Annotated in this window: 18 protein-coding genes; 13 read left to right on the top strand and 5 right to left on the bottom strand. The window is 42.3% G+C overall.

Annotated features, from left to right (window positions below; all coding sequences use genetic code 11):
* Positions 1-4: 4 nt before the first annotated feature.
* The 7 genes from GTQ34_RS11920 to GTQ34_RS11890 all read left to right on the top strand — a co-directional run bounded on the left by GTQ34_RS11920 (position 5) and on the right by GTQ34_RS11890 (position 3190).
* A complete protein-coding gene (locus GTQ34_RS11920) occupies positions 5-463 on the top strand; it encodes a DUF1801 domain-containing protein (RefSeq protein ID WP_166524038.1) in 459 nt (152 codons plus the stop codon).
* Positions 460-846, top strand: coding sequence for a VOC family protein (locus GTQ34_RS11915; RefSeq protein ID WP_166524037.1), 387 nt, complete (start codon positions 460-462; stop codon positions 844-846). Before GTQ34_RS11920 ends, GTQ34_RS11915 begins: the two co-directional genes overlap by 4 nt.
* 50 nt (positions 847-896) lie before the next feature.
* A complete protein-coding gene (locus tag GTQ34_RS11910; protein WP_166524036.1) occupies positions 897-1337 on the top strand; it encodes a YtxH domain-containing protein in 441 nt (146 codons plus the stop codon).
* A 91-nt stretch (positions 1338-1428) separates the two neighbouring features.
* Positions 1429-1752 carry an ArsR/SmtB family transcription factor gene (locus tag GTQ34_RS11905; protein ID WP_166524035.1) on the top strand — a complete coding sequence of 108 codons (324 nt, stop codon included), beginning with the start codon at positions 1429-1431 and terminating at the stop codon, positions 1750-1752.
* A gap of 2 nt (positions 1753-1754) precedes the next feature.
* Positions 1755-2243, top strand: coding sequence for a DUF6428 family protein (locus GTQ34_RS11900; protein WP_166524034.1), 489 nt, complete (start codon positions 1755-1757; stop codon positions 2241-2243).
* A 24-nt stretch (positions 2244-2267) separates the two neighbouring features.
* Positions 2268-2744, top strand: coding sequence for a GNAT family N-acetyltransferase (locus GTQ34_RS11895; protein WP_235915035.1), 477 nt, complete (start codon positions 2268-2270; stop codon positions 2742-2744).
* A 23-nt stretch (positions 2745-2767) separates the two neighbouring features.
* Complete coding sequence (locus tag GTQ34_RS11890; protein ID WP_166524032.1) at positions 2768-3190, top strand: arsenate reductase ArsC; 423 nt, start codon at positions 2768-2770, stop codon at positions 3188-3190.
* Positions 3191-3194: 4 nt separating this feature from the next.
* On the opposite strand, the gene GTQ34_RS11885 is transcribed toward GTQ34_RS11890, so the two are convergent.
* The 3 genes from GTQ34_RS11885 to GTQ34_RS11875 all read right to left on the bottom strand — a co-directional run bounded on the left by GTQ34_RS11885 (position 3195) and on the right by GTQ34_RS11875 (position 6824).
* Positions 3195-5024, bottom strand: coding sequence for a GNAT family N-acyltransferase (locus GTQ34_RS11885; protein WP_166524031.1), 1830 nt, complete (start codon positions 5022-5024; stop codon positions 3195-3197).
* Positions 5025-5090: 66 nt separating this feature from the next.
* A complete protein-coding gene (locus GTQ34_RS11880) occupies positions 5091-6341 on the bottom strand; it encodes an aspartate kinase (RefSeq protein ID WP_166524030.1) in 1251 nt (416 codons plus the stop codon).
* Entirely contained in the window at positions 6342-6824 is a 483-nt protein-coding gene (locus GTQ34_RS11875) for a GNAT family N-acetyltransferase (protein WP_166524029.1), read from the bottom strand. It lies immediately after the preceding gene.
* 109 nt (positions 6825-6933) lie between these two features.
* Between GTQ34_RS11875 and fbp the strand changes: the two genes are divergently transcribed.
* A complete protein-coding gene (fbp, locus tag GTQ34_RS11870; RefSeq protein WP_166524028.1) occupies positions 6934-7938 on the top strand; it encodes a class 1 fructose-bisphosphatase in 1005 nt (334 codons plus the stop codon).
* Between the two features lie 2 nt (positions 7939-7940).
* Here the strand turns inward: fbp and GTQ34_RS11865 are convergent, their stop codons facing one another.
* Positions 7941-8363, bottom strand: a complete 423-nt coding sequence (locus tag GTQ34_RS11865; RefSeq protein ID WP_166524027.1) for a TerB family tellurite resistance protein — start codon at positions 8361-8363, stop codon at positions 7941-7943.
* 88 nt (positions 8364-8451) lie between these two features.
* Here GTQ34_RS11865 and GTQ34_RS11860 point away from each other — a divergent pair, with 88 nt between their 5' ends.
* The 5 genes from GTQ34_RS11860 to mfd all read left to right on the top strand — a co-directional run bounded on the left by GTQ34_RS11860 (position 8452) and on the right by mfd (position 17944).
* Positions 8452-9477 carry a ligase-associated DNA damage response exonuclease gene (locus GTQ34_RS11860; RefSeq protein ID WP_166524026.1) on the top strand — a complete coding sequence of 342 codons (1026 nt, stop codon included), beginning with the start codon at positions 8452-8454 and terminating at the stop codon, positions 9475-9477.
* The gene (locus GTQ34_RS11855) at positions 9474-11072 is read left to right on the top strand and encodes an ATP-dependent DNA ligase (RefSeq protein WP_166524025.1); all 1599 of its coding nucleotides are present in this window, start codon (positions 9474-9476) and stop codon (positions 11070-11072) included. The genes GTQ34_RS11860 and GTQ34_RS11855 overlap by 4 nt, the downstream gene beginning before the upstream one ends.
* Before the next feature lie 9 nt (positions 11073-11081).
* The gene (locus tag GTQ34_RS11850) at positions 11082-13541 is read left to right on the top strand and encodes a ligase-associated DNA damage response DEXH box helicase (RefSeq protein WP_166524024.1); all 2460 of its coding nucleotides are present in this window, start codon (positions 11082-11084) and stop codon (positions 13539-13541) included.
* Between the two features lie 137 nt (positions 13542-13678).
* Positions 13679-14311: a ligase-associated DNA damage response endonuclease PdeM gene (pdeM, locus tag GTQ34_RS11845; RefSeq protein ID WP_166524023.1), complete on the top strand. Its 633-nt coding sequence runs from the start codon at positions 13679-13681 to the stop codon at positions 14309-14311.
* 234 nt (positions 14312-14545) lie between these two features.
* A complete protein-coding gene (gene mfd, locus GTQ34_RS11840) occupies positions 14546-17944 on the top strand; it encodes a transcription-repair coupling factor (RefSeq protein WP_166524022.1) in 3399 nt (1132 codons plus the stop codon).
* Between the two features lie 42 nt (positions 17945-17986).
* Here mfd and GTQ34_RS11835 read toward each other — a convergent pair whose 3' ends face one another.
* Positions 17987-19153, bottom strand: coding sequence for a serine hydrolase domain-containing protein (locus tag GTQ34_RS11835; protein WP_166524021.1), 1167 nt, complete (start codon positions 19151-19153; stop codon positions 17987-17989).
* Positions 19154-19163: the final 10 nt, after the last annotated feature.

Raw genomic sequence — 19163 nt, 5'->3', positions numbered from 1 at the left:
GGCTATGACCATTGATGCAAAGACCCCGGACAAATACATTGAGAAACTTCCGGAAGACCGCCAAGGGGCTGTTTCCAAGTTGAGAGAAACGGTGAAAAATAACCTTCCCAAAGGTTTTCAAGAGTGCATCAGTTACAACATGATTGGCTATGTGGTACCCCATTCGCTTTACCCTGATGGTTACCATTGCAGTCCAAAATTGCCTTTACCCTTTATAAATATAGCCTCACAAAAGAATTTTGTAGCCGTGTACCATTCCGGTATTTATGCAGATAAAAACTTGTATAATTGGTTCGTAGCAGAATACCCCAAGCACGTAAAAACCAAACTGGATATGGGCAAAAGCTGTATCAGATTTAAGAACGTCAACAACATTCCCTATGCGCTTATTGGGGAACTTTGCCAAAAAATGACTCCCGAAAATTGGATTTCACTTTATGAAAAAAACATTAAAAAATCATGAAAAAAAGAGTAACAGGAATCGGAGGGTTTTTCTTTAAGACCAAAAATCCCGGTAAAATAAAAGATTGGTACAGAGACCATTTGGGTCTAAACACAGATGAATACGGTTGTACTTTCTGGTGGAAAGACATGGAGGGAAACGACTGTTCCACTCAATGGAGCCCCTTTAAAGAAGATACCACCTATTTTGAGCCCAGCAAAAAACAGTTCATGATGAATTTTAGGGTGGAAAATTTGGTTGAACTCTTGGAGGTATTGACAAAAGAAGGAGTTAGTGTTGTTGGTGATATACAGGAATATGACTATGGTAAGTTTGGTTACATCATGGACCCCGAAGGCAATAAAATAGAACTCTGGGAGCCTGTTGATAAAGCTTTTCTATAAATATTGAATTATTTGCTACATTTAGGCTTGTTAACCAACACATTAAAACAATGTCCGAAGAAAAAAAAGACTTAGGGGATAAAGCCGAAGAAGCTTTTGACAAAGCAAAAGAAGCTGCAAAAGATGCGGCTGAAGAAGCCAAAGAAGCTGCTCAGGATTTTAAGGAGGATGTAAAAGACGCTTTCGACCCAAAAAATCCCGAAAGTGGAAAAACCGTCGCCATTATTGCGCATTTAACATTGATTGGATGGATTATTGCCATCATCATGAACAGCAGCAACAAAACCGAGCTGGGCTCATTTTATATTAGGCAAGTGTTAGGTATCATCCTGGTAGGATTTGTATTGGGAATCATTCCTGTAATAAATCTTGTAGGTTGGATATTTCCACTTATTCTGTGGATCATTAGTCTTGTGGGTGCCATCAATGGAAATAAAAAACCTGTATTTTGGGTTGGAGAGTATTTTCAAAACTGGTTTAAAAGCCTATAAAAATCAAAAAAGTCAGAGAAAAAACTACTCTGGCTTTTTTTATTTACTCATATTATCGTAATATTGCAATATAAAAATAAAATCACAGGCTTTGGGAGTCTCCAAAACACAATTGTTTTCCATATCACAAAATGAACTGGCACAAGCAGCCAAGGTTTTGGCCCATCCAGCCCGCATCGCCATTCTGGAGTATATAAGTAGACAGGATAGCTGTATCTGTAACGATTTGGTGGATGTTATCGGTTTGGCCCAGCCCACTATTTCCCAACATTTGAACGAAATAAAAAAAATTGGGCTTTTAAAGGGAACTTTTGAAGGCAAGAATCTTTGTTATTGTATTGACGAAGAACGCTGGGAGGAATTGCAACAATCTTTTAATAAATTTTTTACCAATATAAATCTTAATTGCTGTTAGTCATGAAAACCGCAGAACTTTTATCAGTATTAAAACAACACCAAGAGAAAAATCTTCTTTTTGAATACGCTGAAGGCAAATTGGTGGGTGCAAACTATCATATAACCGAAGTTAAAAATATCACCGTAGACTCGGTAGATTGCGGAGCGGGCACCGACTTTTGGAAAGAAACGGTTGTACAGCTTTGGGAAAGTCCAAAAGAAAAGGATAAGACAGAATACATGTCAGTGCACAAAGCACTAAGTATTTTGGACAGAGTTGACGCAATAAAACCTATGGTCAGCGATGCCGAAATCAAGTTTGAATATAGTAATGCCAACTTCCACACCGCTCAACTTTTTGTGGATGACTTCAGCATGGATCAAAACAATTTGACCATAAAATTGGCCATTGAAAAAACGGATTGCAAAGCAAAAGAGACCTGTGATGTTACTCCAAAACAGGAAAAAGAAGCCTCTGCCTGTTGTTCCCCAGAAAGTGGATGTTGTTAATTTGCCCAAATGGAAATTCGGTCAATGAAAATAACGGATTGGGAACAGGTTTCCCAAATTTATGAAGAAGGCATAGCTACTGGTTTTGCTACTTTTGAAACTGCGGCTCCTACTTTTGAGGTTTGGGACTCTGCCCATGTCGCTTCCTGCCGCTTGGTAGCTGAGGAAAACGGTATTATTTTAGGATGGGCTGCCCTTTCGCCTGTTTCAAGTAGATGTGTTTACGGAGGCGTAGGAGAAGTAAGTATTTACGTGGGTGCGAGAAGTCGTGGAAAAGGGGTTGGAAATGCCCTTATGGAAAGACTCATATCCGAAAGCGAAGCGGCAGGGTTTTGGACCATCCAATCGGGTATATTTCCAGAAAATGAAGGTAGTATCAAACTACATGAGACCATGGGTTTTCGCTATATTGGAAAGCGCGAACATGTAGGCAAAATACACGGGGTCTGGAAAGACAACCTACTTTTTGAAAAAAGAAGTAACAACATCGGGGTGGACTAATCAAAAATCGAACAAAACGAACTATGAAAAACATATTGGTGCTCTGCACAGGCAACTCTTGCCGAAGCCAAATGGCCCATGGCTACTTAAACCATTTTCAAGATACCTTGGCCAAAATTTATAGCGCAGGGATTGAAACCCACGGGCTTAACCCTGATGCGGTCGCAATCATGAAAGAAGATGGGGTGGATATCTCAAAACATACCTCCAACCATATAGACGAGTATGAAGGCATTGATTGGAACTATATTATAACAGTGTGCGACCATGCCAAAGAAAACTGCCCTTTTATTCAGGCCGAGAACGCACAGCGCATCCATCAAAATTTCAGGGATCCATCAAAGGTTTCCGGTACTGCTGAAGAAAGGCATGCTGCCTTTACGAAAACACGTGATGAGATAAAGGAGTTTTGCCATGATTTTGTAAAAGAGGAATTGGTGAACTGATCAATTATTGATCTTGTTCTTTTGCAGCTCCTTGAGTTCCCTCTGCCATTTTCCGTTCCAACTCCGCTTGGAATTCTTCCATTACCGGTTTTACCGTGCTTTCGGGTAGGTCCGCTATTTTAATGTACATCAATCCATCCACCGAATTGTTAAATAGGGGATCCACGTTGAATGCCACAACTTTTGCGTTCTGTTTGATGTATTTTTTTATCAAAACGGGCAATCGAAGACTTCCAGGCTCAACCTCGCTGATCAATTTGTCAAACTTGTTCAAATCGGCCTGGGTCTCATCAAAAACAAATTCCTTGTCCGCATCGGTCAATTTTACTTTGAACTCTTTCTTTGGTCGGATGTACTGTGCCACATAAGGATCCCAATAATTGGATTTCATGAACTCGATCATCAACGACTTTGAAAAATTGGAAAACTGGTTACTGATGCTTACTCCCCCAATTAGATATTTATGCTCTGGATGCCGTAAGGTAGTATGTACAATTCCTTTCCACAATAAAAACAGGGGCATTGGTTTTTGCTGATATTCTTTAACGATGTAAGCCCTTCCCATTTCAATGGACTTCTCCATCATTCCATAGAGCTCAGGCTCAAAACGAAAAAGATCCTGAAGATAAAAGCCATCTATACCATACTTTTTGAATATCTCTGAACCAAGTCCCATTCGATAGGCCCCAACAATGGTCTTCTCGGCATCGTCCCAAAGAAAAAGATGGTGATAGTACGAATCAAACTTGTCCAAATCTATGGCATTGTTGGTTCCCTCGCCCACTTCTCGAAAAGTGACTTCACGTTGTCTTCCTATTTCTTTCAAGATGAACGGCATATCTTGTTCTTGAGCGAGATACACCTCATAATTCTTGCTTTGAAGCATTCTACAATCCTTCTCGCGAAGCCTTTCAATTTCGCCCTCTAAGACTTTGCTGTTTACAGCGGTAGCTATTTTTTTGGGGGGTTTTGGAATTTTGATGGTAGTGGGCACCATATCTATCAAGCGTTCCTTCTCGTATACATTGGCCAGGAGGTAGGTTTTTTTACGTAGCAACTCCGTGAAAGATTCCAAAGTTGTTTCCTCTTTTTGTGCCTCTACCGAAATGGGTTGTCCTACCCTTACCTTGATAGGTCGTCTGCTTTGTGAGGTCAGCTCTGAAGGAAGTTTTGCTGTTCTAAAGACATCATTGATTTTTGATAACCTATAAAAAAGACGACTGTTCCGTGCATGAAAGTAAATGGGCACCACCGGTACTTCTGCTTTTCGAATTAGCTTAAGTGCGGCTTCCTCCCACGGACGGTCCACTACCAACTTGCCATCTTTGTAGGTAGACACTTCCCCTGCTGGAAAAATACCCAATGGATGTCCTTGGCCCAAATGCGTAAGTGCATTTTTAAATCCCCCAATGCTGTTCTTGGCATCCTTATGGCTTTCAAAAGGATTAACCGGCATAATATAAGGCTTAAGTGGCTCTATGCGATGCAGTAGAAAATTGGCTATAATCTTAAAGTCGCTTCGTTCGTTCAATAGCAACTTCAACAGAAGAACACCATCAATACCTCCTAAGGGGTGATTGCTTATTGTGATAAACGGTCCTGATTTGGGAAGCCGTTTCAAATCCTCTTCAGGAATTTCAAAATCAATTTCATAATGTTCCAGAATGGTGTCCAAGAACTCTGTTCCCGGAAGGTTTTTGTTTTTATTGTAGAACCGGTTGATGGAGGTAATCTTGGTGGCGACCATCAAAAGCCATCCGACGAAGGTCCCAAAAACACCGTATTTGTCAAGATGAATGACCTTTGCCACTTCTTTCGCAGAAACCAACCCCATAAAGCATAAATATTAGGTAGCTGTAAAGATAGAAAATTACAGTTACCGACTCTCGTAATCACTGGGCTATTTAACTACCAACTGAATGGTCTCCCTTCCCCGTTGCTCCACAAGAACGGCCCTTCCATTTTGTAATGATTGAACAGATTTATCATCAAAATGGCGGATGGTATACAAGGAAACATCTTCATGGCAGACCACCTTAAATTTTCTTTTCAACTCGTTGAGCATGTCTTGTAAACCATTGAACTTATTATCCAAGCAAACTGAAAAACTAATGGCGGAATTTTGGATTAAATCCACTTTCATTCGATGATCATGGAACAGCTTGAAAATTTCGCTGATATTGTTTTCAACAATAAATGAAAAATCCAAGGAGGACAATTTCAACAAAACCTGATTCTTTTTAACGATAAAACACGGTATTTTGGGTAATATGTCCACACCCTTACCTACCGTAGTGCCAGCTCCCAAAGGATTTAAAAAGGACTTTACGTGCAAAGGGATATCCTTTCGTTGTAAAGGTTGAAGGGTTTTGGGATGGATTACGGAAGCACCATAAAAGGCCAATTCTATCGCTTCTCGATAAGAGATTTGATCAAGTAACTCCGCTTTGTCAAAATTTCTTGGGTCGGCATTCAACACACCGGGAACATCCTTCCAAATAGTCACCGAGTCCGCATTAAGACAATAAGCAAGAATAGCTGCACTATAATCGGACCCTTCCCTTCCCAAGGTAGTGGTAAAGTTGTTCTCATCACTTCCCAAAAAACCTTGGGTAATGTTCAGTTTTGACATATCCACTCTTCGGGATACTTCTTGTTGGGTGCGCTCCCAGTTAACCCGTGCATCTCGATAACTGGAATCTGTTTTAATGAGGGTGCGTACGTCCAACCAAGTATTTGAAAGTCCAACCTCGTTTAGGTAATTGCATATAATTGTTGAGGAGAGCAGCTCGCCGTACCCAACGATCTGATCATATACAAAACCATACTTTGGAGATTTGTTCCATGCCAAAAAGCCCTTTACCTCATCAAAAAGCAGTTTTATTTGTTCATAAACCGGGTGTCCTGTGTTATTGAAGAGATTTGAAAGTATGGTATTATGATAGTCAACAACTTTCTGTAATGCACCTGATAGTGCACTCTTATCTTCAAAATAGGCTTTCACTACCATTTCCATGGCATTGGTAGTCTTGCCCATGGCGGATATAATTACCAAAGTGTCTTTATGGCCCACTTCCTGCAACACCTTTACCACATTTCTAACTGCCTCGGCATCCTTTACCGAAGCCCCTCCAAACTTAAAAACTCTCATTTATCGTATCCTTTCAATATAGGTTTTAATTCCTTCTTCATCCAGTTGAACCACATCCCAGTCCCGAAGCACTTGGGCCCCTTTGCTTTCATAAAATTTAATAGCCGGTTCGTTCCAGTCCAATACTTCCCAGCCAACTCTTTTAACGCCCAAACGGCTGCCGTATTTTACAACTTCATCCAAAAGGGCTGTGCCCAATCCACTTCCCCGCATAGGCTCGGTAACAATCAAATCTTCTAGATGGAGTACCGGACCTTTCCAGGTGGAATATCGTGGGTATACCAAGGCCATACCCACGATTTTATGTTCTCTTTCGGCCACAAAACAATGAAATAAGGGTTTTTCACCAAAACCATCACTGATCAAATTCTCTGTGGTCACCTCTACGGCATCAGGTTCTTTTTCATAATCGGCCAGTTGTTGGATCAATGCCAAGACTTGCTTCATATCTTCCGGCCGAGCTTCGCGGATTGAAAATTTCATATTGTTACAAATAGAACACAAAGTTATAAATATAGAAAACTTTGCCGCTTCGAAATCGTTGTAGTTTCACAAAATCCCCGATATTTGTGGACAAATAAAACAGCCTTCCATGTTCGAAAAACAGCACCTTACCCTAGGTGAATTCATTATAGCTAATCAAGATGCTTTTCAGTATACGTCAGGGGAGCTTTCCCGATTGCTCAATGGGATACGTTTGGCCGCCAAGGTTGTGAACCACGAAGTGAACAAAGCCGGTCTCGTGGACATCATAGGAGCTGCGGGCGACACCAATATTCAGGGGGAAAACCAGCAAAAATTGGATGTTTTGGCCAATGAAAAATTCATTCAAACCTTAAAAAATAGGGAAATTGTTTGCGGTATTGCTTCGGAAGAGGAAGATGATTTTATCAGCATCAATAGTTTTGACGAAAACCATCAGAACAAATACATCGTACTTATTGATCCCCTGGATGGGTCCTCCAATATTGATGTGAACGTATCTGTGGGGACCATTTTTTCGATTTATAGAAGAGTTACCCCAGTGGGTACACCCGTAACTCTTGAAGATTTTTTACAACCGGGAAAAAATCAGATAGCTGCAGGTTACATTATTTATGGCACATCCACCATGTTGGTTTATACGACCGGAAATGGAGTTAATGGTTTTACGTTGAATCCTGCGTTAGGAACTTTCTATTTATCCCACCCCGACATGCAATATCCCGAGACCGGGAAAATTTACTCGGTTAATGAAGGAAACTACATCCATTTCCCACAAGGAGTGAAAGACTACATTAAATATTGCCAAATGGAAGAGGGAGACAGGCCCTACACCTCACGTTATATTGGCTCCTTGGTTTCCGATTTTCACCGAAATATGATTAAAGGTGGCATTTACATGTATCCCAAGAGCAGTGTAGCTGAAAACGGTAAGTTAAGGCTGCTTTACGAGTGCAACCCCATGGCCTTCCTAGCAGAGCAGGCAGGCGGAAAAGCAAGTGATGGATTTGGCCCCATAATGGAAATAGTACCCCAAGAACTTCACGAACGGGTGCCTTTTTTCTGCGGAAGTAAAAAAATGGTTGAAAAAGTCGAGGAATTTATTCAGTCCTGATACTATTTTTCCATGAGGTGCTGATAATCCTCAAAGTCTATTCTTCCAGTAAAGATAGCAGCCGATTTCTCAATAATCTCTTGGGAGCGTTTGGCAGGAAAACCTAGTGCAATAGCATATTTTTCTACCATTGCCCGTTCCAAGTCATCCATTCTGTGGTCGGAAAAAATTATTTGGAAAAAGTCAAACAAACGCTTTAACCTTTTTTCGCCACTGTGCGGAGTTTCTATGGGATATTTGTTTTCCTTCTTCATCACCATTTTATACTCGTCCTCGGTAATGTTCAATTTAAAGGCAAACTTATCCAACACCTCTTTCTCTTTGGCATTTATTTCTCCATCAACGGCAGCCAAACTTGCCAAAGTAGCAAAATGGGCAAGCTCTTTTCGCTTTTCCCCGTGCTCGTAAAGATCAATTATGGGCATACTTAAAAATTTGTGGCACAAATATAAATCTTAAAGTAGAAAGGTCTATAAAATTACCCCCAAAAGAAATTTGTAATTTCACGAAGCTATGAAAAACCCATTGCTGAAATTTACCGATCAAGGAATCTATTGCGAACCTGCGAAGGTCTTTCTGGATCCTTGGAAACCTGTGGACAAAGCCATTATAACCCATGGCCACGCGGATCATAGCCGATGGGGACACCAAAAGTACATCACCCACCATAACAATGTCCCCATTGTGAAACACAGGCTGGGTGCTGTAAATATATCCGGAAGGGATTGGGGCAAATCTTTTACCATTAACGGTGTTAAATTCAGTCTGCACCCAGCAGGCCATATTGTAGGTTCTTCACAAATCAGGGTGGAGCACAAAGGAGAAGTTTGGGTCTTTACTGGTGATTACAAAATTGAAGATGATGGTCTGGCCACACCTTTCGAACCTATACGTTGTAATACGTTTATTACTGAGTGTACATTTGGCCTGCCAGCTTTTCAATGGCGGCCGCAACAGGAGGTGGTTTCCGATATCAACCAATGGTGGGTAAACAATAAGGCCAACGGACATACTTCCGTACTTTTTGGCTATTCTTTAGGAAAGGCTCAGCGCCTGCTTAAACACCTAGACCCATCAATCGGAAAAATATATACCCATGGTGCCGTGGAAAACATGACAGAAGTGTTACGGCCCATAGTTGACCTCCCCTCTACCGAATTGATTACCAAGGACACGAAAAAAGAAGACCTTTTGGGAAACATGGTAATTGCTCCCCCCTCTTCCCATGGTAGCACTTGGATCAGAAAAATGGTGCCCTATGTAACCGGAAGCGCCAGTGGTTGGATGGCATTTAGGGGAGCGCGCCGAAGGAGGGCAATCGACAAAGGTTTTGTGCTCAGCGATCATTGCGATTGGGATGGGCTTTTGCAGGCGATTAAATCCACTGGGGCTGAGAAAATTATTTGCACCCATGGCTACACCGAAATCTTTTCAAAATATTTGAGGGAAATAGGTTACGATGCCCGAACCGAAAACACACAGTATGAAGGAGAATTGGCCGAAATCGATATAGAAAAGGAAAAGAAGGAGACCGAATGAAGCAATTTGCCGAACTTATTAGAACCCTCGATGGAACCAATAAAACCAACCTTAAGGTCAAAGCGCTGAGCAATTATTTTACGGAAGCACCGAACCAGGATAAAGTATGGTCCATTGCAATTCTCTCCCATCGTAGGCCCCCTAGACCTGTGAACACCACTTTGCTCAGAACCTGGGCCGCTGAATTGGCCAATATTCCCTTGTGGTTATTCGAGGAAAGCTACCATATCGTGGGAGATTTAGCTGAAACTATTGCCCTAATAGTCCCTGCAGATGGACAATCCACAGGAAAATCGCTTACTCAATTTCTGGAGGAAATGATCTGGCTGAAAAAACAAACGGATGGAGATAAAAAAGAATATCTACTCAAAAACTGGAGAAATTTAGATTACTATGGTCGTTTTGTTTTCACAAAACTCATAACAGGGGGCTTTCGAATTGGGGTGAGCCAAAAATTAATGACGCGAGCACTATCCAAAGCCACAGGCATTGATGAAGACATATTGGCTTACAAACTGATGGGCAATTGGGACCCAAAAACCATTTCTTTTCAACAACTGGTATTGGAAGAAAACCAGAGGGATTATCTTTCGAAGCCTTATCCATTCTACCTTGCTTATGCCGTTGAAAACGATGTATCCCATTTAGGTCCAGTCTCTGAGTGGTCGATGGAACACAAATGGGACGGTATCCGTGCCCAGGTAATAATTAGAAACAATGAACTTTTTGTTTGGAGCAGGGGTGAAGAATTGGTCACGGACAAATATCCCGAATATCAATCCTTGGTTGGGATCATTCCCAATGGCACCGTTTTGGACGGAGAAATTTTACCCTACCCAAACGGTCAAATTGGAACCTTCAATGACCTTCAAACCCGAATCGGCAGAAAAAACATCTCAAAATCGCTTTTGGAAAAAACCCCTGTCATCTTAAAGGTTTATGATCTTTTGGAATGGAAAGGAAAAGACATTCGTGGTTTAACCTATCTAGAACGAAGGCAACTTTTAGAAAAGCTCTACGATACTGTTTCGAATACAACCCCTCTGTTTCTTTCCCAAAGAATACAATGCACCTCATGGGATGAAGTAGCAAACGAGCGAGACACGTCCAGAGAGAAAAAAAGCGAGGGACTCATGCTAAAACGGAATGATTCCCCCTATCAAGTAGGGCGTAAAAAAGGGGATTGGTGGAAATGGAAGGTTGACCCATTGACGATAGATGCAGTTCTGACCTATGCAATGCGTGGCCATGGGCGACGCAGCAATTTGTTTACCGATTACACCTTTGCCCTTTGGAATCAGGACCAAGATGGAAACAGAGAACTGGTCACTTTTGCCAAAGCATATTCGGGCTTGACAGATGCAGAATTTCGTCAAGTGGATGCTTGGATCAAAAAAAATACGCTGGAACGGTTCGGCCCAGTGCGAAGTGTTACTCCGTTCCATGTTTTTGAAATCGCTTTTGAGGGAATTGCACCGTCCAAGCGCCATAAAAGTGGAGTCGCCACCCGTTTTCCACGTATCTTGCGATGGCGAAAAGACAAAAAAATTGAAGAGGCCAATACCTTGTCCGACCTTAAAAAATTGATTGTGTAATTGTCATTCATGACCCAAAAGGAACTCATCCATATTGCCGAAAATTGGTTCCAAAATCAAGGCTGGAAACCTTTTCCTTTTCAAAAGAAAACTTGGCGTGCTTTTTTGGAGGGAAAACACGGACTGTTGAACGCTCCTACCGGTAGTGGAAAAACATACGCCCTTTGGTTTCCCATTGTTTTGAACTATATAAAGCACAATCCCGATTACAAAACCCGCCACAAAAAAGGACTTAAAGCCATTTGGATAACTCCTTTAAGGGCGCTTTCCCAAGAAATAAAACAATCGGCAGAGCGTATCACCCAAGATTTGGAAACCCAAATGACGGTTGGCATCCGTACAGGAGATACATCCACAAAAGAGCGTGCAAGACAGCGCAAGACCATGCCCGATTTGTTGATTACAACCCCAGAAAGCCTACACTTATTATTGTCTTCTAAAGAATATGCCAAGACCTTTGCGAATTGCTCCGCGGTAGTAGTAGACGAATGGCATGAACTTTTGGGCTCCAAACGTGGTGTACAAATGGAACTGGGCATCTCCCGATTGAAAACGGTTTGCAAAAATCTTCGTATTTGGGGCATTTCTGCCACCATTGGCAATTTAGAACAGGCCCAACAGGTATTGTTGGGGGCCATGTCTCCCCAATTGGAAAACTCAATTTTGGTGAAGGCCAATCTTAACAAGAAAATCACAGTAAAAAGTATCATCCCTAAAAAAATGGAAACCTTTCCTTGGAGGGGCCATTTGGGATTACATCTTTTGGATGAAGTGGTGCCCATCATCAATAACAGCAAAACCACGCTTCTTTTTACCAATACCCGAAGTCAATGTGAAATCTGGTTTCAAAAAATTCTGGAAAAATATCCTGAGTTTGCCGGGGAAATAGCCATGCACCACGGCAGTATCAACAAAGAGACACGACTTTGGGTGGAACAGGCCATTCGCAATGAAAGTTTAAAGGCTGTGGTGTGCACGTCCAGTCTGGATTTGGGGGTTGACTTTGCCCCGGTGGAAACCGTTATTCAAATTGGTGGCCCTAAAGGAGTAGCTCGATTTTTGCAGCGGGCAGGCCGTAGCGGCCATAGACCCGGAAAAGAAAGTGTCATTTATTTTTTGCCTACTCATGCCATAGAATTGATAGAAGCAGCCGCCATGCAAAAGGCCGTACGGAACAGTGCGGTAGAGGACCGTATTCCCTATTTAAACAGTTTTGACGTGCTTATTCAATATTTGACCACTTTGGCCGTCTCGGACGGATTCTACCCAGAGGAAATCTATCCAGAAATCAAACAAACCTTTTGCTATCAAGCCATAAGTGAGGAACAATGGCAATGGTTACTGAACTTTTTGGTTATGGGTAGCCAAAGCTTGAAGAGCTACGATGAATACAAAAAGGTAGAGGTCGAAGACGATGGGAAGTTCAAAGTGAACAACAGGGCCGTAGGTATCCGGCATCGTTTCCAAATTGGCACCATTGTGGGCGACGCCCATATTTCGGTGCGCTACCAAAAAGGAGGGTACATTGGCAGTATTGAAGAATATTTCATTTCAAAATTGAGTCCTGGGGATGTTTTCACCTTTGCAGGCCGAAATCTGGAGTTCATTCGGATAAAGGGAATGGCCGCCCATGTAAAAAATTCGACAAAAAGAACCAATAAAGTGCCCAGTTGGATGGGAGGACGACTAAGTTTTTCAGCAAAAATGTCCGAATTGCTGCGGCAAGAATTGTATACCGCCGAACTACCAGTTGAAAAACAGTCAAGGGAAATAAAATCTCTGCTGCCCATGTTTTTGAAACAAAGGGAAGAGAGCATTGTGCCGCAACCCCATCAGTTCTTGATTGAAACCTTTAAAACCCGAGATGGGTACCATCATATTTTTTATCCATTCGAGGGTAGGGCCATACACGAAGGTATGAGCAGTTTATTGGCCTATCGCATTAGCCTTTTGGCACCAATTACCTGTTCCTTGGCATTTAACGATTACGGATTTGAACTCTTGTCGGACAAAGAAATCGATATACAAGCCATTTTGGACAACAATCTGTTCACTACGGATTACATGCTATCTGACCTTCAAAAAAGCTTGAATTCCAACGAGATGGCGCGACGAAAATTTCGGGATATTGCCGTAATCAGTGGCATGGTTTTTACCGGATATCCCGAAAAAGGAGTAAAAATGAAGCATCTACAAAGCAGTTCGGAGCTTTTGTTTGACGTTTTCAAGGATTTTGAGGACGACAACCTACTCTATCAACAGGCTTTTACGGAAACCTTTGAACATCAATTGGAGGAAGGGCGACTACGTTTGGCCTTGGAACGTATTGCCCAACAGGAGATTGTTTGGCGAAAATGTGAGCGACCTACACCCTTTTCCTTTCCTATCATCACAGATAGGCTACGCGAAAAATTATCAAATGAAAAATTGGCCGACCGCATTAAACGAATGACCGCTAAATTGACCTAATGAATACAGAAACGCCTACCATTTCGAAATGAGGAGTGAAACGACAATTGAGAAATCTGTGGTAAAAGAGATTTCTCGCACTTGTTTCGCTAGGTTTGAAATGACAGTAGCAATAAATTTGGAACAACAAATCATCCATGACTCAAAACATTTTCATAAAAAATCAAGTATTCCAATTACACCATTTGGGTGGAATTTTCTGGAAGCAAAAATCCTTGCTGCTCATTAGTGATGTGCATTTGGGCAAAGTATCCCATTTTAGAAAATTCGGCGCTGCGGTTCCAAGAAAGGCCATCCATAAAAACTATGTGCTGCTCGACAAAGTAGTGACCGATTTTCAACCTTTTCAAATCTGTTTTTTGGGTGATTTGTTTCATTCATACCTCAACAAGGAATGGCAACTATTTGAAAACTGGGTGGCCAAAACCCCTGCGGAGATAATCTTAGTCTCTGGAAACCATGACATCATCGCTCCGGAAAAATTTGAACAACTGCAAGTCAAAGTCTTTTCGGAATGGGTGCTGGACGATTTTTTGCTGACGCACCATCCTGAGGAGCGAGAGGGACTCTTTACCTTCTGTGGCCATATCCACCCTGCAATAAAGCTGCAAGGTTTTGGTAGACAGCGGCTGAAATTATCCTGCTTTTTTAAGACCAAAAACCAAATGATATTGCCCGCTTTTGGTGAATTTACAGGTACTCATGCGTTGCAGCCTTCCAAAGAAGACGAGGTTTATGCCATTGTAGAAGATGCTGTGGTAAAAGTTTAGATGTCTCGTCGCTTTGCTCTGTCGAAATGACAATACAATCTTATGTCATTTCGAAATGAGGAATGCAATGACGATTGAGAAATCCATTGCCAGAGAAGATTTCTCACCTTAGTTCGAAATGACAGATTGAAAAAGATTATTTTGATATGAATCAGCTTTGCTGATGATTGAGAAATCTCAAAAAATACTTCTCCTAAAAACAATTCACTTTATATTTGCCACAAAGTTTTTGGATTGACCAAAACCCCCATTTCCCAATTCTTTGAACAGTCTCCGCAAACACGGAAACTGGAGGATGCTATTGCCAAAAATTTCACTTCGAACGCAATCGAGAAGTCTTTCGCCGCCGAAAGGATCAATGTGAAAGGACTGGTGGGTTCCTCCCTTTCCTTTGTGGTCTCCCAAGTTTTCAAATCGGTGGATGCTCCTTTTCTTCTAATTCTGAATGATAAGGAAGAGGCAGCGTATCATTTAAACGATTTGGAACAATTGATTGGTGAAAAGGATGTGCTTTTTTATCCGGGAAGTTATCGCAGGCCTTACCAAATTGAAGAAACCGATAATGCCAATGTGCTGCTGCGTGCCGAGGTCTTGAACCGTATCAATTCAAGAAAGAGACCGGCGGTCATTGTAACCTATCCTGATGCGCTTTTTGAAAAAGTGGTCACCCGAAAGGAGCTGGACAGGAACACCCTGAAAATTAAACTGGAGGACACCCTTTCCCTAGATTTTCTGAACGAGGTATTGTTCGAATACCAGTTCAAACGGGTTGATTTTGTGACCGAACCTGGGGAGTTTTCCGTTCGTGGAGGTATCGTCGACGTATTTTCATTTTCCCACGATGAGCCTTACCGCATCGAATTTTTTGGGGACGAGGTGGACAGCATCCGAACTTTTGATGTAGAAACCCAACTTTCTACGGATAAAGTGAAAAAAATCGCTATCATACCCAATGTAGAGAACAAGTTTCTTCAGGAAAATCGTGAAAGTTTTCTCAAATACATCTCACCCAAAACGGTCGTTTTTGCAAAAAATCCTGTTTTAATTTACGATCGCATCGATTCCTTTTTTGCCAAGGCCGAGGAAAGCTTTGCAAAACTCAGCAGTGAAATAAAGCATGCAGAACCCAAAGAACTTTTTGTGGATTCGGCTTTGCTGAAAAATCAATTGCAGGAATTCTTATTGGTGGAAATAAATGGCCAAAACAGGAACATCTCGACTGCGCTCGATGTAACGTTCAACACCAAACCCCAACCTGCTTTCAATAAAAAATTTGACCTGCTCATTGAAAATCTCAATGAAAATCGTGAAGCAGGTTTCACCAACCATATTTTCTGCTCCACGGAGCAACAGGCCAAACGTTTTCACGACATTTTTGATGAAGTAGATGAAACCGTGCATTACCGAACAATTGTGTTCCCATTATATAAAGGGTTTATTGATCCCGATTTAAAACTGGCCTGTTACACCGACCATCAGATTTTTGATCGCTACCACAAGTTCCATTTAAAAAATGGCTACGCCAAGAAACAGGCCATTACCCTAAAAGAGCTCAACAAGCTTGAAATTGGAGATTACGTCACGCATATAGATCATGGGATTGGCAAGTTTGGCGGACTTCAAAAAATAGATGTTGAGGGCAAAAAACAGGAGGCCATTAAGTTGATCTATGGTGACAGGGATATTTTGTATGTAAGCATCCACTCGTTACATAAAATCTCCAAATACAATGGCAAGGATGGTGCGCCTCCCAAAATTTACAAATTGGGCTCAGCCGCTTGGAAGAAACTGAAGCAAAAAACGAAGAGCCGTGTCAAAAAAATTGCCTTTGACCTTATCAAGGTGTACGCAAAACGACGGTTGGAAAAAGGTTTTCAATATGCTCCGGACAGTTATCTCCAACATGAACTAGAAGCTTCATTTTTATACGAAGACACTCCGGATCAGGAAAAATCCACCCAAGATGTAAAAAAGGACATGGAAAGCGAGCGGCCCATGGACCGGCTTATTTGTGGCGATGTTGGCTTTGGGAAGACCGAGGTAGCCATTCGAGCCGCTTTCAAGGCTGTGGACAACGGCAAACAAGTAGCCATTTTGGTGCCAACCACCATTTTAGCCTTTCAACATAATAGAACCTTTAAAGAGCGGTTGAAAGAAATGCCGGTCACCGTGGACTACCTGAACCGCTTTAGAACTGCAAAGGAAAAACGGGAAATTCTTGAGCGGTTGGCAACAGGAAAAATCGATATCATTATCGGCACCCATCAATTGGTGAATAAAAATGTACAGTTCAAGGATTTGGGACTGTTGATTGTGGATGAGGAACAGAAATTTGGCGTCGCTGTGAAGGACAAATTGAAATCCATCAAGGAAAATGTAGATGTGCTCACCTTGACCGCCACACCCATTCCCAGAACTTTGCAATTCAGTTTAATGGCCGCTAGGGACCTTTCCGTAATCAACACACCACCACCCAACCGCTACCCTATCGAAAGTCAGGTGATACGCTTCAATGAAGAAATCATCCGTGATGCCATCTCGTATGAGATTCAACGTGGCGGACAGGTGTTTTTCATCCACAATCGCATAGAGAACATAAAGGAAGTGGCAGGTATGATTCAGCGTTTGGTGCCCGATGCCAAAATAGGGATTGGCCATGGCCAAATGGAGGGTAAAAAATTGGAAACACTCATGCTCGCTTTTATGAACGGGGAATTTGATGTGCTCGTTTCCACCACCATTGTGGAAAGTGGTTTGGATGTGACCAACGCCAATACCATCTTTATCCACAATGCCAATAATTTTGGGTTGAGTGACCTGCACCAAATGCGAGGACGCGTAGGTCGAAGTAACAAAAAGGCTTTCTGTTATTTTATTACTCCTCCTTATGAAGCCATGACCCCAGATGCCCGAAAACGTATAGAGGCCTTGGAACAATTTACCGAATTGGGCAGTGGGTTCAACATTGCCATGAAGGATTTGGAAATACGCGGTGCCGGGGATTTGTTGGGTGGTGAGCAGAGTGGATTCATCAATGAAATCGGGTTTGAAACCTACCAAAAAATATTGACAGAGGCCATTGAGGAACTCAAGGAAAACGAGTTCAAGGAATTGTATGAGGAAGTGGAAGGCGACCAAGAAAAGGTATATGTGAAAGACACGCAACTGGACACGGATTTTGAACTACTCTTCCCCGACGATTACATCAATAACATTACGGAACGGTTGAACCTCTACACCCAACTCAATGAAATTGAAGACGAAGCGGGCCTCCAAAAATTTGAGGCTCAACTGGTGGATCGTTTTGGAGAACTCCCAGAGCAGGCGGTGGATTTGCTAAACTCGGTACGCATTAAATGGATTGCCACACATATCGGCTTAGAAAGGGTGGTGATGAAAAAGGGCAAGTTTATCGGGTATTTTATCGCTGACCAACAATCCAACTTTTACCAAAGTCCTGCTTTTACCCAAGTGTTGCAGTATGTACAAAACCATCCCAAACGGGCCCAACTTAAGGAAAAACAAACCCGAAATGGCTTGCGGTTGTTGTTGGTGTTTGATGATGTGACCAGTGTGGAAAAAGCGTTGGAGGTTTTGGAGCCTTTGATATCTGAGCCTATTCCTGTTAGGTAATTCTTTTTAATTTAGATTTCTCACATTCGTTCGAAATGACACTCAATCCTTAAAAGCCTCATACACTTGCTTTACAAACTCACCAATTTTGGAAGGTTCCAACCAGCGGGTTACAATGAGCAAATCGTTTTTTTGGTCCACCACAATAAAGTTGCCGCCAAAGCCTGCTGCGTAGAACACATGTTGAGGCACCCCTTCCCAATGTCGGGAACCTCCCTTTTGGTTCAACCACCACATATACCCATAATTTACATTGGGCACCGAAGGTGTGGTCGCTTTTTTAATCCAATCTTCGCTGATAAGCTGTTGGTCTTTCCATCTCCCATTATTCAAGAACACCATGCCAAAACGGGCCATGTCCTCTGTACAAATAAACAATCCTGCTCCGGAGTGCCCGCCTCCCGTCACAGATTTCATTTGCATCCCATCAATTACGGTCCATGCGTGGTCATACCCATACCACCGCCATGTGGGCGTAGCTCCTATTTTGTCCATCAACTCCTCTTTTAAGACCAAGGGCAGCGGTTTGCGCCAAACATTGGTCAACGAATACGACAGCACATTCACGCGCACATCGTTGTACTCCATTACGGTGCCAGGCTCATTGAGTTTTCGGAATCTCCAATCGTCCAATCCGCCTTCACGGGGTGGGCGGTCCGCCCAATCCTTTAATCCCCAAAGTTCGCCCGACCAATCGGAGTTCTGTTGCAATAAATGTTCCCATGTGATTTTGGAATTGTGCTCGCCATCAAAAGTGCCATCCCAAACATAGTTGGCTACCTTGTTTGTAATACTTTTTATTAGGCCTTGGTCTTCGGCCAACCCGGCCACCGTGGACAAAAAGCTTTTGGTGACACTAAAGGTCATGTCTACTCGTTGGGTGTCTCCCCAAGAGGCAAGAAGGTATCCGTTTTTCAGGATCATCCCTGCGGGGCCACCCCGTTTTTTGGTCGGACCTAAAATCTCATGGAAAGGTTCGCGTTCAAATCCTTTTAAAATGGCCCTGCGCAAATCACTGGAACCTGAATATTGGTTGGCCTTGGCAAAATCAACGGCTTTGTTCAACTGTTGCGCATCAAGCTTAAACTGATTTTTTTCAGCAGTTTTCCATGTTTCATACCGTTCCGGGAAATAATATTCCTGCGCCTTTATCGTGGCTATCGAACTTAAAATGAACAGTGTTGCAAGGAGGTATAAAATACTTTTCATCCGAGAAGAT

Origin of the sequence: Flagellimonas ochracea (genome assembly GCF_009903685.1) — a bacterium.
Taxonomy (GTDB): domain Bacteria; phylum Bacteroidota; class Bacteroidia; order Flavobacteriales; family Flavobacteriaceae; genus Flagellimonas; species Flagellimonas ochracea.
The sequence above is the reverse complement of the archived record's forward strand: the minus strand, read 5'-3'. Positions and strand labels throughout refer to the sequence as shown.